The sequence below is a fragment of the Catenibacterium mitsuokai genome, assembly GCF_025148785.1.
Lineage (GTDB): Bacteria > Bacillota_I > Bacilli_A > Erysipelotrichales > Coprobacillaceae > Catenibacterium > Catenibacterium mitsuoka.
This window is the reverse complement of sequence record NZ_CP102271.1, coordinates 376,180-392,026: the sequence shown is the minus strand read 5'-3', so window position 1 is coordinate 392,026 and position 15,847 is coordinate 376,180. Positions and strand designations below refer to the sequence as shown.

Sequence of the window (15,847 nt, the reverse complement as noted above, 5' to 3'; positions counted from 1 at the left end):
CTTTTTTCTTTTAAAGATATGATTCAAGTAATGCTGTCATATTCGAGCATCAAATAAAAGAAGTTTATAAAAATCCGTCAGATAGTAGTACTTCTTGATATAAATTTGTGGCGAAAAAACCACATGCTTGCGTGTGGGATGAAAGCCACATTTCACTTGATAAATACTTAGAAAAATGATATATAATCTATGTATATTAAAGTATAGAAAGTCAACAGATCATTAGTAAGAGTAACCATGATATAAACACACATACAACAAAACAACCATCACTGTAATCAGAAAAACCCTAATAATGCTGCACATATAGCGAACAATAATAACCATGCAGAACAGTGCACTCCTAATAATTCAGCATATCATTCAAGTTGTGGAAAAAAGTAATGGCACGAACAAAAAGTGACAATGTACAAATAAATATTTCCATTCCTACTGGATGGAAAACAGAACTTGAAAACCCTGCACGTATCTATTCTGTTGAGGAAGGAGAGAGTATTATATTTCTTGACTTGCTTCGTATTGAAAATATCTGATACAGTATCACATTATCAGGTATTCTAAATTCATATTTCTGGTATTAAAAGGTAATGTAGAGGAAATATTGAAACAGATATTACAGAAAATCTATTACCACATTAAGGCTCTTGTTGTGATGCCTGACCATGTACATGTCTTTGTAGATGTACCACAAACTGCTGCTCCCTGTGATGTTGTAAGGACTTTTAAAGATATAAGTGCTATTGAACTATTCAAGGCATTTCCACAATTAATATAATTCTGCAGGATACGGTATTTTATGGTCTAGAGGATATTTTGTATCTACAGTAATCAAGTATATTAAGGAGCAGAAAAATGATAACTGATAAAGAACATAAAAGACAACTTAAACAATTTCATAAGCTTTCTGACAGGCATATCCTGGCTGTAGAAACTGATATGTCTTCTTCTGATATACAAAAAGTTGTAAAGCTTTCGAATAAGATCAGAAAAGCAGGCAACGAACTTGTAGGTTTTATGAGAAAGAATTATGACCAGCTTATGCGTACAAAGAGATACCGTAAATTACTGTTTCTTTATGGTAACACTAAAGATAGGGATAAGCGCAAAACTTATGCCAAACAACTTAATGAAATGCAGAAAGCTTATAATATTACATGGGAATACTGCAGAACGTCCATGATTCCAATAGGCAAGAAATATGGCGTAGACGCTGTATTTGCTCTGACTAAAGCCGAAGATATTTGGCATGGCATGGAAAAATGTTTATATGGCAATGGTAATATCTTACATTTCTCAAAATATGGAGAACTGCCTTGTATTCGTGCGAAACAGATGAATCGTGGTATCCGCATATTCGTTAAGGATAATAAGTTACAATTCAAACTTGGCAGGATGGTATTTGGAATACAAATAAATGATAGATTCCAACAGGATGAAGTAGATGCGGTTTTATCATATCTTGCCGAATCTGAGATTTTGGATGACAGGGCTGTTAACACTCTTATTAAGGATAGCTATTGCATAGATACATACAGACCCTGCTATGCTACGCTTGTTCCCAGGATGATAAGAGGTAAATACAGAGTATATCTGCATCTTACTATCGAGGGTAAAGCAAAGCAAAAATATGATAAGCATGGCAATCCAAGACATAAGTTCGGCAAAGGTATGATAGGTGCTGATATTGGTACACAGACTGTTGCTTATACATCTGATACTGAGGTGGGATTGAAGAATCTTTCAGAGCGTGGCAACAGTATTCAGACTTCTGAGAGAAAAGAACGTCTGCTTTACCGTGCTATGGACAGGTCAAGACGTGCAACTAATCCTCAGAATTATAATGAAGATGGTACTGTTAAAAAAGGTCGCAAAACCTGGATTTATTCTAATCGTTATAAGAAATTAAAAGAAAAACATTCTGAATTATGTCGTATTAATGCTATAAATAGACAGCTTGCAATAAATGAAGACGCCAACCATTTAAGAAGTCTTGGAGATATATTTATCACAGAACCTAAAAATGCAGGCAAGCTTATGAGACGAGCTAAAGAAACTACGGTCAATAGCAAAGGCAAGTTTAATAGGAAAAAGCGTTTTGGCAGATCCATAAAGAATAGATGTCCTTCTGGGTTTCAAACTGCTGTAGAACAGAAATTCAAGGTATCAGGTGGTATATATATTGAAGTATCTAATGATTATAGAGCCTCACAGTACGACCATACTGTTGATGACTATATTAAAAAGAGATTATCTGACCGAATGTATAAGCTACAAGATGGTACAGAGGTACAACGAGACTGGTATTCATCATTCCTATTATACTGTTACGATTACAGAACCCAAGATATAGATAAAAACAAATGTATTTCTGAATTTGATAAGTGTTACAACAAAGAAAAAGCCCTAGTCGAATGGATTAAGGCTAACGAGATCAAGGTATTAAATAGCGGAATTAAGATAGCGTAAAACATATTCAGGGAGATTGATTATACTTCCTTACGAAAGTAGAAATTTACCGTTAATGTGGTCGTTGGACTGCTTGGTAATGAAAGTTCTGATTCAAATAGATTTACACTTGTAACTCCAAAGTCTGAAAATGATGTACGATTACAAGCTACACTTGGCAATCAGAACCCCACGGGCTTGCCCGTGGGAGTAGTCAGAATTGAGGTAGGAGGTGCACTATGAATATTATTCAATTTAATCAAGTTAATGGTACAACTATCGATAATATAGAAGGACAAACGCGTTTTGGATATGCAATAAGTGATTATGTTGAATTCTATGAGTTCCACAAGAATCACAAGGGTTCTATCATATCTTTCTATGATTATGAAAACAGGAAGGTTATTCAACCTTTTAAACGTCAGAAGAATGTATTATATGGAAAGCCTGTATTCATAAACAACTACTTCTATTTCTTACAAGGAGACTACAACAAAGGAATCATGACTCTCTATAAGTATTTACCAGATGAATTATTAGAAACTGTCACAGAGCTTAATATCAAGAAAATAAACACATATAACTTATGTATCATAGGTGAAGATGTGCATATTATAAGTCAGAATGAAGAGTTGGTTTGTTATTATCCGAGAAGGTTTCATTTTAAGATGGATCCACAGGAGAATGTACTCACTATTGATGACAATAAGGTGTACTTATCTAAGTGGATAGAAAATGGATGGGATGATTTCAATGATTGTGCATCAGAACACTATGAATATTATGAAAAGGTTGTTGTAAGAGATTTAAAAGGACATAAAATATCAGAAGAAAGAGGATGTCTACAGAGGCATAACGATACATGGTGGATATCATGAAAAAGATGGGTGTATTAGTTATTATATTGATGTTATTTGGTGTGTATTGTTTTAATTCTAATAAAAAGACCTTAGATCTGCCAGATACATCTAAGGTAGAATTTGGACATGTACATGGTGGTGCAATAACTACTGTCTATGAATTAAATCAAGATAAGATTTCTTCTTTGATTAAAGATATAGAAGAAAAGTCATCTTATTCAAAAGAGTCAGTAAACGATAGCCCTGATAATGTTGATTATATCAAGGTAAAGATGGATACAAAAACATATTATGTCTATGAAAGAAATGGAAAGACTTATATAGAAGAACCTTATAATGGAGTATGGAAGATTCCTTCTGACTTATATAAGACTATTAAGAATAATAAAGATAAGCTGATAGTGGAGTACGAAGATTAATATAGTTTTAGACTATATATAACTGCATATTATATGTATTTCTCAATAGTAAAAATGGTTGTTATAATACAATCACTAACCAAGGAGGAATAAGAAATGGGAAATGTACCTTTTAGATATGATTTTGTAGGAAGTTTTTTAAGACCACAGGCTCTTAAGGATGCTAAGGAAGCATTGGATAACGGAAAGTTATCTCAGGAAGATTATGATCATGTTGTAGATGAAGAAGTTGTAAAAGTAGTTAAGAAACAGAAGGAATTAGGATACCATGTGATCACTGATGGAGAATTCAGAAGAACATTCTGGCATTTAGATTTCATGTGGGGATTTGAAGGTGTTGAACATAAGAATACTGGTAATGGTGTAAGATTTAATACAGAACTTGCAGTATTGGATGATACTTATCTTGTAGGTAAGATTAAGGCAAAAGCACATCCTTTTGTGGAATACTTTAAGTTCTTAAAACAGTTCGAAGATGAAAATACAGTGGCTAAGTATACTATTCCAGCCCCTGCACAGACTTTCCAGCAGATGATTGTACCTGCTAACTTTGAAACTACAAGAAAGTTCTATGCTACAAATGAAGAATTGATTCATGATATTGGTGTGGCTTATCAGGACGTCATTAAACAGTTCTATGATGCAGGATGCCGTAATCTACAGTTAGATGACTGTACTTGGGGTGCGATTGTAGGAGATGCTGCAAAACAGAGATATGAATCTTTAGGACTTGATTTAGAAGAAGTAAAAGCTGAATTACTTGCAGTCAATAACCTTGCATTAGAAAATAAACCAGAAGACATGGTGATTACATCACATATCTGTCGTGGTAATTACCATTCTACATTCTTTGCGAAAGGTCCTTATAATTCTGTCGCTGATTATGTATTTGCGAAAGAAAATGTCGATGCTTTATATCTAGAATATGATGATGAAAGATCTGGAGGATTTGCACCTCTCGCAAAGGTATCAGAAGATAAGAAAGTTGTATTAGGTTTGATTACAACTAAAACACCTGAATTAGAAGATAAAGAAACAGTGATTAAGAGAATTCATGAAGCAGCTAAGTTTATTCCATTAGATAGACTCTATTTAAGTCCACAATGTGGATTCGCATCATGTGCGATTGGTAATAAACTCACTGAAGAACAGCAGTGGGCTAAATTAAAATTAGTCAAAGAAATTGCCGAAGAGGTATGGGGATAAGAACTTCGAAAGAAGTTCTTTTTTCATGTAAAAAAAGAAGTAAGATCACTCTTACTTCTTACATCATTGAACAGCCGCCTCTATTGCCACCACGTTTATCATCTACTTCATAGTGGGCATTGAATTCTCTGTTGATTTCATCTAGTTCTTTTAAGCCATCAATATACGCATCATACATAGAAATGATTCCCTGTGAACAACCATCACATAAACCATCTACTATACCTAAGGCATCATTCACAATTTGTTCTCTCTGTTCTCTTGTTGTATTCTTGATTAGAATATCTTCTTTGATCATAGTAACCTCCTGTATTGTCCTTTGTCCTTATTTTTAAATCTGATTGCATTCACAGGACAATGATGTAAACATCTTAAACACATCATACACTGTTCTTTTCTAAATGTCACATGGTCTTTGATTTCTATCGCCTGTTCGGGACATTCTTTTGCACATAAGCCACAATGAATACAGGATTCATCAATGGTTAAGTTGTTTGTTTTTCTTATCTGCTTATATTGAAACGAACAGGCCTTATTAATAAGAACTGGTACTGTTCCTTTCAAGTAGTCCCCTATTCTTCTTTCCTTGATTGTAGTGATGATTTCTTCTATTTGAGGATCTATTTGAGATTCTACCTTTTCATTTTTAGATGCATCATACATAGGAATATACGTATCCACCATTTTCACACCATACATCGCATAAAAGCCTGTGCCTTTCTTCTGCATGATACTATTCGCTTCTTTACCTATATTCCCTGGTTTACCACCATAAGTCACGACAAGATAAAAATAAGACTTAGGAGAAACAGAGAGTCTTTCTAAAAAATCCTTCACAATATCAGGTAAACCAAAGAAATAAACAGGTGTGACAATACCTATTATTTCATCCTGTTTAATGCTTTGAGCTGATTCAATAGATTGCATAGTATCCTGTAGGGACTTTGAAAGTACTTCTGCTACATAATGGCTATTTCCTGTTCCACTAAAATAATAAATCATTGCATTACTCCTTTGAAAAAAGGAAACGCATTGCGTTTCCTTATGGTCTCATTCCTAATCCACCTTCAAGAGTGATTGTTTCACCAGTCATATATTTGAAGTCTGGAGAAGTTAATTGTACAACAACACGTCCGATTTCTTTTTCATTGTCACCAAAATGTCCCATAGGTGGTGTATGAACATTGGCCTTGAATGCTTCTGGATAAGCTTTTTCAAACTTTTCAAGCTGAGCAGTCCAAGCAAGTGGGCATACAACGTTTACGTTGATACCATCTGCAGCCCATTCAGTCGCAGCAACACGTGTTAAACCACGGATACCTTCTTTTGCAGCAGCATAAGAGCACTGACCTTTGTTTCCAAATAATCCAGCACCCGATGCAAAGTTGATGACTGAACCTTTTGTTTCTTTTAAGTATGGATAACATGCTTTCATATAATAGAATGCTGCATATAATCCTGAATACATAGCTAAATCAAACTGTTCTGTAGTATGTTCTGCAAGAGATACACCAGATGCACTTGCCTGTGCATTATTGACTAATGCATCAATATGACCGAACTTTTCAATTGCCTTTTCAACAACTGCTTTTACTACTGCTTCATTATCAGCACCTGCATTCACATCAGCCTGTACTGGAAGAACTTCTACATTATAAAGTCTTTCAATTTCTTCTTTTGCATCTTCTAGTTTCTTTAGGTTACGTCCAGTAATGACAATATTTGCCCCTTCTTTCGCAAATGCTGTTACGATACCATAACCAATTGAACCACATGTACCATCTTCAAGTACAGCACGTCCACCACCAGTCACAATGACAGTCTTACCTTCTAAAAATCCCATATTATTTACCTTCTTTCTTTTTAATTTAAAAGCGTTAATGTAATTATACATGAATCAATCATAAATGTGTCAAAATATGATACATATTAATTAATTCCTTTATCTATTTCATTCTTATTAGGAATACTGAACATTTCATTACTGATGATATTTTCAGGATCATCCACACCTTGATTCAACAACATGATCAGTGATACCCAGACAAAGATATCATAAGGGTTGAAATACTTATTCTTTTCTAAGAAACGGAGCTTTGACTGCGCAAAGTTTACGATGTTATCTCTATTTTCTATAATGAATTCATCGAGTTCATGAACATACATATAGCCTAGATTATGGAATCTTTTTACAACTCTTAATTCAGATATAATATAAGGCTCTTCTTTAATTGATACATTGAATTGTTCACAGATGATCTGTGTTAATTCACTCATAATAGGAGAATCATGGTAATAAGTCATGAGAGAGTTATAGTTCAAGTCTGTCTTTAATACCTTCTCTATATGATCAATACCCCTATTGTATTCTTCTATATCATCTCTTATATTCACAAATTCTTCATCTAGTATTTCTAGAGTCGCACTGAGTCTTGTGAGTCTTCTACGAATATCCTTAGGAATTTCATATTGTGACTTATAACCTAGACCATGTTCTACTTCAGCCCAAGAATGCTGGAGAATAGTTCTAATTTGTATTTCAAAGACAATATGACGATAATCTGAATACTCTATCATATTCAGTCTCGCTTCATTATATTTAACTAATAAATGAAGAGAGTTATAACCGAAATCAATACGGTCATCATAGTTCTTCTTTCTCTTATCATTGTATTCCACAATATCAAAGTTCTGTTTAATCAACTTATAAATGACATCAATATCTGATTCAAACAATGTAATAATACGGCATGCAACGATATCTGTAATATCATTCACATCCTTATACTTATGTTTTAAACAGATTTTACGTCTTAATGCATCTTCTGTTTTAATACGTATCGCAAAATTAGAAATCTTTATATTATTCTTTGTAATGATATTATCAATAATATCTGTAATATCATGTTTTAACGAACGATAGAGACTTTGATTGTCATAATATTGTTGGATGATATGATTTTCAATTCTTTTATCCATCTTTTACACCTCTTGTTTATCATACATATGATACATTAACTTAATGTGAAGAAAAAGCGAAAGATTAATTCTTTCGCTTTTGATAGTTTCTTAAGTAATATATACCAGCCACACCCGCAATAATAAATACTATAGATGTGAGTTGGGCCATACGGATAGGACCTAACATAAGTGAGTCTGTACGTAATCCTTCCACAAAGAATCTCACAATACCATAACCGATAAAATAAGAGAAGAACTGTTCACCTGTACATTGTGCTTTCTTCTTAACTACAAGAATAATCACAAGAAAAACAATCAAGTTCCCTACTGATTCATAAAGGAATGTAGGATGATGATACGCCCCCTCAATATACATATTGTTGATGATAAATTGAGGAAGATGTAATAACTTGAGGAAGTTTAATGAAACCGCTGAACCAAATGCTTCATGATTAAAGAAGTTTCCCCAGCGACCACAAGCCTGCGCAATCAATACACCTGGCATAATTGCATCTCCTGCCACAAAGAAAGGGATATCCTTCTTTTTAAAAAAGTAATAGCTATAAATGAGCGCAGCTATGATTCCACCCTGTATCGCAAGTCCACCATGCCATATCGCAATAATTTCTTCAGGATGAGATGCATAGAGTTCTTTCCACATGAAGATGACATACCAGATACGGGCACCAATGATCCCTGTCATGAGTACTCCAAAGAAGTAATCGGATAAAATTTCAGAACTATAGCCTAATTTCTTAAAATTATACTGACCTAGCAGATAGGCAATAAATGCACCAATAATGATACATACTGCATACATATGAATCTGCAGACCACCGATTTTAAGAAATATATTATATTCTGGAAAGAATTGCATAACTTACACCTGCTTACTTTTAATGTTTTCAAGGATTCTATTCACGAATTCTTTACTTGAATCAAATCCAGAATCCTTAAGCTGCATATTCATAACAGCTGCTTCAATAATAACTGACATAGAACGTCCGCCAGTCACTGGTACAACGATCTTAGGAATAGGAACTGAAAGAATATCTTCAGTTACATCATCTTCTTCTACTCCAATACGTCTATATTCACGAGATGGTAACCATCTTTCTAACTGAATAATAAGGTCTACCTTTTCTTTTGGAAGAACACTGGCAGCCCCAAACATCTTAGAGGCATCAATAACACCAATACCACGGATTTCTAGTAAGTTCTTTAAGACAGTCGGTGCTTTCCCAATAATAGACTGACCAATATGGTAAAGTTCTACGGCATCATCCGCAATCAGCTGATGTCCTCTCTTAATAAGTTCAAGGGCGATTTCGGATTTACCAATACCACTATCCCCTTTGATAATGACACCTTTACCATAAATATTTAAGAATACACCATGAATCTGTGTTTCTGGTGCTAAGAGTTCGTCTAACTTACCCATTAAGTTAATAGATACTCTTCCTGTTGCCATTTCTGTTTCAAAGATTGGGAAGTTTCTCTTACATGCAATATTTTTTAGAATCTCTGGTGCTTCATATCCCTTCGCAATAATAATACAAGGTGTTTCGTCATTCACAAGTTTAGAGAAGCATGCTAGCTGACTCTCTTTTGTCATTTCTCTAATAAATATATTTTCTTTATCACCTAATAGAATAATTCTTCTAAAATCACTATGTTTAAAGAAACCTGCAAGCTCAAATCCAGGACGATTGATTTCTGCGACAAATACTTCTCTTTCTAAAGATTCTTCATCTCCAGATACACGTTTATAGGCTGGATTATTCATCAAGTCTTTTAGTTTTACGGACTTTCCCATAAAATACCTCCTTACAATAGGTTCTTAAGAAAGCGTCCTGTATGGCTCTTTTCACACTTTGCCACCTTTTCAGGGGTGCCTTCCACGACTATTGTACCACCATTGTCGCCGCCTTCCAATCCTAAATCGATGATGTGATCTGCAACCTTAATCACATCTAAATTATGTTCAATAACTAAGACTGTATCACCATTATCCACAATCTTCTGTAATACACCAATCAATCTATTCACATCATCACTATGTAACCCTGTTGTTGGTTCATCAAGAATATAGAGTGTTTTACCTGTTGAACGTTTTTGTAACTCAGATGCAAGCTTCACTCTTTGTGCTTCACCACCAGAAAGTGTTGTCGCACTTTGGCCAAGTTTAATATAACCAAGACCCACATCATAAAGTGCTTTAAGTTTAGTATAAATACGAGGAAGATTTTCAAAGAAAGTAAGTGATTCTTCTACAGTCATTTCTAATACATCATAGATGTTCTTATCCTTATAAGTCACCTGTAATGTTTCTTCATTATAACGATGTCCATGACATTCTTCACAAGGTACATAAACATCTGGAAGGAAGTTCATAGAGATACGTTTTACACCATCTCCTTGACATGCTTCACAACGTCCACCCTTCACATTAAATGAGAAACGTCCTTTATCATATCCACGTATTTTAGCTTCTGGTGTTTTCGCAAATAAATCACGAATATCATCAAAGACACCTGTATAAGTCACAGGATTAGAACGTGGTGTACGACCAATTGGTTCCTGTGATACTTCAATAACTTTATCAATATTCTCTATACCACGTATTTCTTTATGTTTACCTGGTAATTCACGTGAACGATAAACCTTAGCACGTAGTGCTTTACATAAAATATCATTCACTAATGTAGATTTACCTGAACCAGATACACCTGTTACCGCAATAAACTTACCAAGCGGAAATTTCACATTAATATTCTTCAGGTTATGTTCCTTAGCACCACGTACTTCTAGATAAAGACCATTTCCTTTATGTCTTGTTTTTGGTACATCAATCTTCTTTCTGCCCGATAAATAATCACCAGTAATAGAATTTTCATTGGCCGCTACTTCTTCAGGTGTACCATAGGCAATCACCTGTCCACCATGAATACCTGCACCAGGACCAATATCCACAATATAATCAGAAGCACGCATTGTATCTTCATCATGTTCTACGACAAGCACACTATTTCCTAGATCACGCATTTCCTGTAGTGTATGAATGAGTTTCTCATTGTCTCTTTGATGAAGTCCAATAGAAGGTTCATCTAATACATAAAGAACACCTGTTAAGCGTGAACCAATTTGAGTTGCTAGACGAATACGCTGAGCTTCACCACCAGACAGGCCTCCTGCACGTCTAGAAAGTGTTAAATAGCCTAATCCTACTTCATTCAAGAATGTAAGTCTGTCATGAATTTCTTTTAAGATTAAATGGGCAATCTTTTCTTCCATTTCTGATAGTTTAAGATTTTCCACAAATTCTAAAGCTTTCTCAATAGAAAGATTAGTGAATTCAATAATATTCAACCCACCAACTTGTACACTTAAAACCATTTCATTCAATCTTGCACCATGACATGTAGGACAGGTATGTTCAGCCATAAATGACGCATACCATTCTTTAGACCATTTAGAAGATGTTTCTTCATAACGTCTTTGAATAAGTGTAACGACACCTTCAATATAGTTTGTTGTACGAGAAACATTACCCGAAGAAGAGACAATTGTATAAGTAATAGGTTCATGAGAACCAGTAAAGATAATATCTCTTTCTTCTTCATCAAAATCCTTTAAAGGCTTATCTAAATCAATATGATAATACTCACATAGTTTTAAGAAACGCTGCCATTCAATACGATCAGTCCCTACTGCTGTTTTGAAATAACGTATACCACCCTCATTAATACTCAAGTTCCAGTCAGGTACTAATAAGTCTAGATCCACTTCTTCTTTAATACCTAAACCTTTACAATCAGGACAAGCACCTAATGGGTTATTAAAAGAGAACAAACGTGGTTCTAGCTTAGGAACAGAGAAGCCACAAATAGGACAAGCATAGTTAGAAGAGAAAAGCTTTTCTGTACCCTGAGTCAAATTCTCTACAATAGCTTCACCATCGGTTAGTTTTAAAGCTGTTTCTAAGGATTCAATGAGACGTGTACGATAGCCTTCTTTTTTCTTAATACGATCGACAATGACATCGATGGTATGCTTTTTATTTTTTTCTAGAGTAATGTCTTCATCAAGAGTATACATATTTCCATCTACCTTGACTCTGACATAGCCTTCTTTTCTTAATTTATCAAAGAGATCTTTATGTGTTCCCTTTTGATTCATAGCCATACGTGCAAGAATCTGAAGCTTATCTCCATCATCATATGTATCCACAATATCACCCATCTGTTTTAAAGTCTGGGCTTCTATCTTAATCCCATGATGAGGACAATAAGCATGTCCTACACGAGCATATAATAAACGTAAATAATCATAAATTTCTGTTACTGTACCAACAGTAGAACGGGGATTATTCGATGTTGTTTTCTGATCAATCGCAATAGCGGGTGATAACCCTTCTATTGAATCTACATCAGGTTTTTCCATTCCACCTAAGAACTGTCTTGCATAAGAATTCAATGACTCTACATAACGTCTCTGACCTTCTGCATAGATTGTATCAAACGCAAGAGATGTCTTCCCACTTCCTGATAAACCTGTCATAATCACAAGTTTATTTTTAGGAATATCTATATTCACATTTTTGAGGTTATTGACACGTGCACCCCTCACTGCAATGACATCCTGTTTCATTCTTCAACCTCCTTATAATCACTTCTTTATTTAAACCCTGTAATTGGTAATCATAGGCTAGAGAAAGGATTTTAGAATAATCCTGATGATTCTCAAATCCTTCATTTATTAAATCTTTACCTGTCACAATAGGAACAGGTGCATGATCACCACACATAGAGATCATTTCTTCTACATAAGCATTCAATTCATTGATAGAAGCACTTGTAACCATACCTCTACCTAACTTATCACATCTTGCAAGATAGAGAAGATCCTTTAAAGGTGCTTTCTGATCAATGGCTTTTAAGAAGCGTAAGAATTTAATCTTTCTTGCATGATTACGAGAAAATGTAGGTAATACCATATGATATTGAATCATGGTATAAATATATCTTTTCTGTTTATGAGAGAGAATCAGATCCACCTTTTCATCAAAGAGGGCGGCACCTTCTTCTGCATGACCATAAGCATGTCCTTCTGGTGTTGTTACAAGTGGTTTACCTATATCATGTAATAAAGCACTCCACATAAACCATAACGGTTCACTTGTATGATGTTTACATAATGCTGCTAAATCAGTTACCAGCATAGTATGATTCCAGACACTGCCTTCTGGATGATAGTCTGTTCTTTGATGAGTTGTATCTAAGTCCTGTAAGTAGAACGGAAGGCCATGAATATCTCTTAAGAAATTGAGTCCCTGTGAAGGATATAATCCCATCAATATCTTACAGTATTCTGTATAAATACGTTCTGTGCTGAGCGTATCTAATCCCCCTTCTTCTACGATAGATTGACATAGATTTTTTGTATCTGGATCCATCTTAAAGCCATAACGTGACATGAAGGACGCGCCTCTTAGTACACGTAATGGATCTTCTGAGAAATGATTCCCATTTGTTGCACGAAGAATACCATTCTTTAAATCCTTCTGGCCTGAATAGAAATCAATGACTGTTCCTGTTTCTATATCATATAACATACTATTAATCGTAAAATCTCTTCTTGCACAAGCTTTTTCTAAAGGAAGATCAGGATCCACAATCACATTAAAGTCCTGATGCTTGAGTCCTGTTTTTTCTTCTATTCTTGGTAAGGCGAATTCATAGCCTTCAAGAGTAGACAAATGAACCACCGCAAATGCAGCACCCATGACCTGTACTGTTCCAAAAGGTGACAATACTTCCTTTAAAGCCGCAAAAGAGAGATGATGTACTTCTACATCAATATCTTTAGATTTTCTTTTTAAAAGAAAATCTCGTACACATCCTCCTACTAGATATACATGTCCTCCTGCCTGTTTAATTGCCTCAAAGACATCTAATGCGAGAGGTGTGAGACTAAATTTACTTTCCATCTTTAATCTCCTCTATCATATCTCGAAGTTCCATAGCACGTTCAAAGTCAAGCACCTTCGCTGCTTCTTTCATCTGTCTTTCTAATTCCTCAAGAAGAACCTTCTTATCCTTCTTAGGTGCTTTACGACCTTTCTTGACAAGCTTCTGTGCTTCATCAATGACTTCCTGACCATGGATAGCTTCTCTAATTTCTTTCTTAATTGTGGTTGGAGTAATACCATGAGCCTTATTATAAGCTTCCTGTATTTCTCTACGACGACTTGTTTCATCAATGGCATGCTGCATAGAATCAGTGATACGATCTGCATACATAATAACATGCCCATCCGCATTTCTTGCCGCACGACCAATTGTCTGGATCAACGAACGTTCACTTCTTAAGAAACCTTCCTTATCTGCATCTAAGATACATACAAGAGAGACTTCTGGAAGGTCTAAACCTTCTCTTAATAAGTTGATACCAATCAAAACATCATATTTACCCAAACGTAAATCTCTTAATATTTCTGTACGTTCTAATGTTTTTGTTTCTGAATGAAGATAAGCGACCTTTAAACCAAATTCCTTGAGATAATCAGTTAAATCCTCAGCCATTCTCTTTGTAAGAGTCGTAATAAGTACACGTTCATTTCTTTCTATACGTAACTGTATTTCACTAATAATATCATCAATCTGATCTTCAATTGGACGTACTTCAATAATAGGATCTAATAATCCTGTCGGACGAATAATCTGTTCAACATATTCACCATGTACACCTTCTAACTCATAATCACCTGGTGTAGCAGATACAAATATTGCCTGGGGAATGAGTTTTTCAAACTCTTCAAAACGAAGTGGTCTATTGTCCAATGCACTTGGTAAACGGAAACCATATTCCACTAATGTTTCTTTACGACTTCTATCTCCATTAAACATACCTCTGATCTGCGGAAGCATAACATGAGATTCATCGACAATAAGCAAGAAATCATCCGGGAAATAATCTATTAAACAATAAGGTCTTTCTCCTGGCTTTCTTCCATCAATATGACGTGAATAGTTTTCAATACCTGGACAGATACCTACTTCTCTCAACATTTCAATATCATGTCTTGTACGGTTATCGATTCTTTCATATTCAAGTGGTTTTGCGACATCCTGGTAATACTGTAGTCGGTCTTTTAATTCTTCTTCGATCGTATCACAGGCATGAAGCATCTTTTCTCTGCTGGTAATATATTCTTCAGCTGGATAAATCGTATATGTATTATAAGAGGCCTGAACATGACCCGTCAAAGGATCAACTTCTGTAATACGATCGACTTCATCACCAAATAATTCAATACGTATAATATAAGATTCAGTATGACCTGGTACTATTTCAATAACATCACCACGTACTCTAAAAGTACCTTTGACCTGGTCCATATCATTTCTAGTATATTGTCTATCTACTAAGAATGTGAGTAACTCACGTCGATCAATTTCCTGACCCACACGTAAAGAGAAAATCATTTCTTGATAACTCTGTGGATTACCTAAACCATAAATAGCGGCCACAGATGCAACAACAATCGTATCTTTTCTTTCTAATAAAGAATTCATAGCAGCCGCTCTCAGCATCTCTATTTCTTCATTTGTTTGTGATTCTTTATCAATATATGTATCACTCTTAGGAATATAGGCTTCTGGCTGATAGAAATCGAAGTTTGAAATAAAGTATTCGACACGGTTTTCTGGAAAGAATTCCTTTAATTCGCTATATAGCTGTCCAGCTAATGTTTTATTGTGTGATAGTACAAGAGTCGGTTTATTCACCTGTGCAATCACATTCGCAAAGGTAAATGTCTTACCAGTCCCTGTACCACCTAATAAGACCTGTGTCTTTTTACCTTCATGAATTCCTTTCACAAGTTCTTTAATGGCTTCTGGCTGATCTCCCATTGGTTTAAATTTTGATACAAGTTTGTAAGACATATAATCC

The 15,847-nt window shown here is 34.9% G+C and carries 15 protein-coding genes; 6 read left to right on the top strand and 9 right to left on the bottom strand.

Annotated elements, in window-relative coordinates; genetic code table 11:
* Positions 1-383: 383 nt before the first annotated feature.
* The 6 genes from NQ499_RS01915 to NQ499_RS01890 all read left to right on the top strand — a co-directional run bounded on the left by NQ499_RS01915 (position 384) and on the right by NQ499_RS01890 (position 4,930).
* Positions 384-533 carry a hypothetical protein gene (locus tag NQ499_RS01915; protein WP_006507217.1) on the top strand — a complete coding sequence of 50 codons (150 nt, stop codon included), beginning with the start codon at positions 384-386 and terminating at the stop codon, positions 531-533.
* The gene (locus tag NQ499_RS01910) at positions 530-775 is read left to right on the top strand and encodes a transposase (RefSeq protein WP_081455868.1); all 246 of its coding nucleotides are present in this window, start codon (positions 530-532) and stop codon (positions 773-775) included. Before NQ499_RS01915 ends, NQ499_RS01910 begins: the two co-directional genes overlap by 4 nt.
* A 77-nt stretch (positions 776-852) precedes the next feature.
* Positions 853-2,466 (top strand): hypothetical protein, encoded by a 1,614-nt coding sequence (locus tag NQ499_RS01905; protein WP_259848579.1) that lies wholly within the window; start codon positions 853-855, stop codon positions 2,464-2,466.
* Between the two features lie 218 nt (positions 2,467-2,684).
* A complete protein-coding gene (locus NQ499_RS01900) occupies positions 2,685-3,323 on the top strand; it encodes a hypothetical protein (protein ID WP_006505365.1) in 639 nt (212 codons plus the stop codon).
* Positions 3,320-3,724, top strand: coding sequence for a DUF5301 domain-containing protein (locus tag NQ499_RS01895; RefSeq protein ID WP_040389786.1), 405 nt, complete (start codon positions 3,320-3,322; stop codon positions 3,722-3,724). Before NQ499_RS01900 ends, NQ499_RS01895 begins: the two co-directional genes overlap by 4 nt.
* 96 nt (positions 3,725-3,820) lie before the next feature.
* Complete coding sequence (locus tag NQ499_RS01890; protein ID WP_006505363.1) at positions 3,821-4,930, top strand: 5-methyltetrahydropteroyltriglutamate--homocysteine S-methyltransferase; 1,110 nt, start codon at positions 3,821-3,823, stop codon at positions 4,928-4,930.
* Positions 4,931-4,988: 58 nt separating this feature from the next.
* Here the strand turns inward: NQ499_RS01890 and NQ499_RS01885 are convergent, their stop codons facing one another.
* The 9 genes from NQ499_RS01885 to uvrB all read right to left on the bottom strand — a co-directional run bounded on the left by NQ499_RS01885 (position 4,989) and on the right by uvrB (position 15,840).
* Entirely contained in the window at positions 4,989-5,228 is a 240-nt protein-coding gene (locus NQ499_RS01885) for a hypothetical protein (RefSeq protein ID WP_006505362.1), read from the bottom strand.
* Positions 5,225-5,932 carry an EFR1 family ferrodoxin gene (locus NQ499_RS01880; protein ID WP_006505361.1) on the bottom strand — a complete coding sequence of 236 codons (708 nt, stop codon included), beginning with the start codon at positions 5,930-5,932 and terminating at the stop codon, positions 5,225-5,227. The genes NQ499_RS01885 and NQ499_RS01880 overlap by 4 nt, the downstream gene beginning before the upstream one ends.
* 40 nt (positions 5,933-5,972) lie before the next feature.
* On the bottom strand, positions 5,973-6,773 hold the full coding sequence (locus tag NQ499_RS01875) for an SDR family NAD(P)-dependent oxidoreductase (RefSeq protein WP_022425935.1): 801 nt from the start codon (positions 6,771-6,773) through the stop codon (positions 5,973-5,975).
* Between the two features lie 86 nt (positions 6,774-6,859).
* The gene (locus NQ499_RS01870) at positions 6,860-7,909 is read right to left on the bottom strand and encodes a GTP pyrophosphokinase (protein WP_006505359.1); all 1,050 of its coding nucleotides are present in this window, start codon (positions 7,907-7,909) and stop codon (positions 6,860-6,862) included.
* Between the two features lie 64 nt (positions 7,910-7,973).
* The gene (gene lgt / locus NQ499_RS01865) at positions 7,974-8,768 is read right to left on the bottom strand and encodes a prolipoprotein diacylglyceryl transferase (protein WP_006505358.1); all 795 of its coding nucleotides are present in this window, start codon (positions 8,766-8,768) and stop codon (positions 7,974-7,976) included.
* A gap of 3 nt (positions 8,769-8,771) precedes the next feature.
* A complete protein-coding gene (gene hprK, locus NQ499_RS01860) occupies positions 8,772-9,707 on the bottom strand; it encodes an HPr(Ser) kinase/phosphatase (RefSeq protein WP_006505357.1) in 936 nt (311 codons plus the stop codon).
* An 11-nt stretch (positions 9,708-9,718) separates the two neighbouring features.
* Positions 9,719-12,541 (bottom strand): excinuclease ABC subunit UvrA, encoded by a 2,823-nt coding sequence (gene uvrA / locus NQ499_RS01855; RefSeq protein ID WP_006505356.1) that lies wholly within the window; start codon positions 12,539-12,541, stop codon positions 9,719-9,721.
* Positions 12,498-13,880 (bottom strand): CCA tRNA nucleotidyltransferase, encoded by a 1,383-nt coding sequence (locus NQ499_RS01850; RefSeq protein ID WP_006505355.1) that lies wholly within the window; start codon positions 13,878-13,880, stop codon positions 12,498-12,500. The genes uvrA and NQ499_RS01850 overlap by 44 nt, the downstream gene beginning before the upstream one ends.
* Positions 13,870-15,840 carry an excinuclease ABC subunit UvrB gene (gene uvrB / locus NQ499_RS01845; RefSeq protein WP_006505354.1) on the bottom strand — a complete coding sequence of 657 codons (1,971 nt, stop codon included), beginning with the start codon at positions 15,838-15,840 and terminating at the stop codon, positions 13,870-13,872. The genes NQ499_RS01850 and uvrB overlap by 11 nt, the downstream gene beginning before the upstream one ends.
* Positions 15,841-15,847 lie beyond the last annotated feature (7 nt).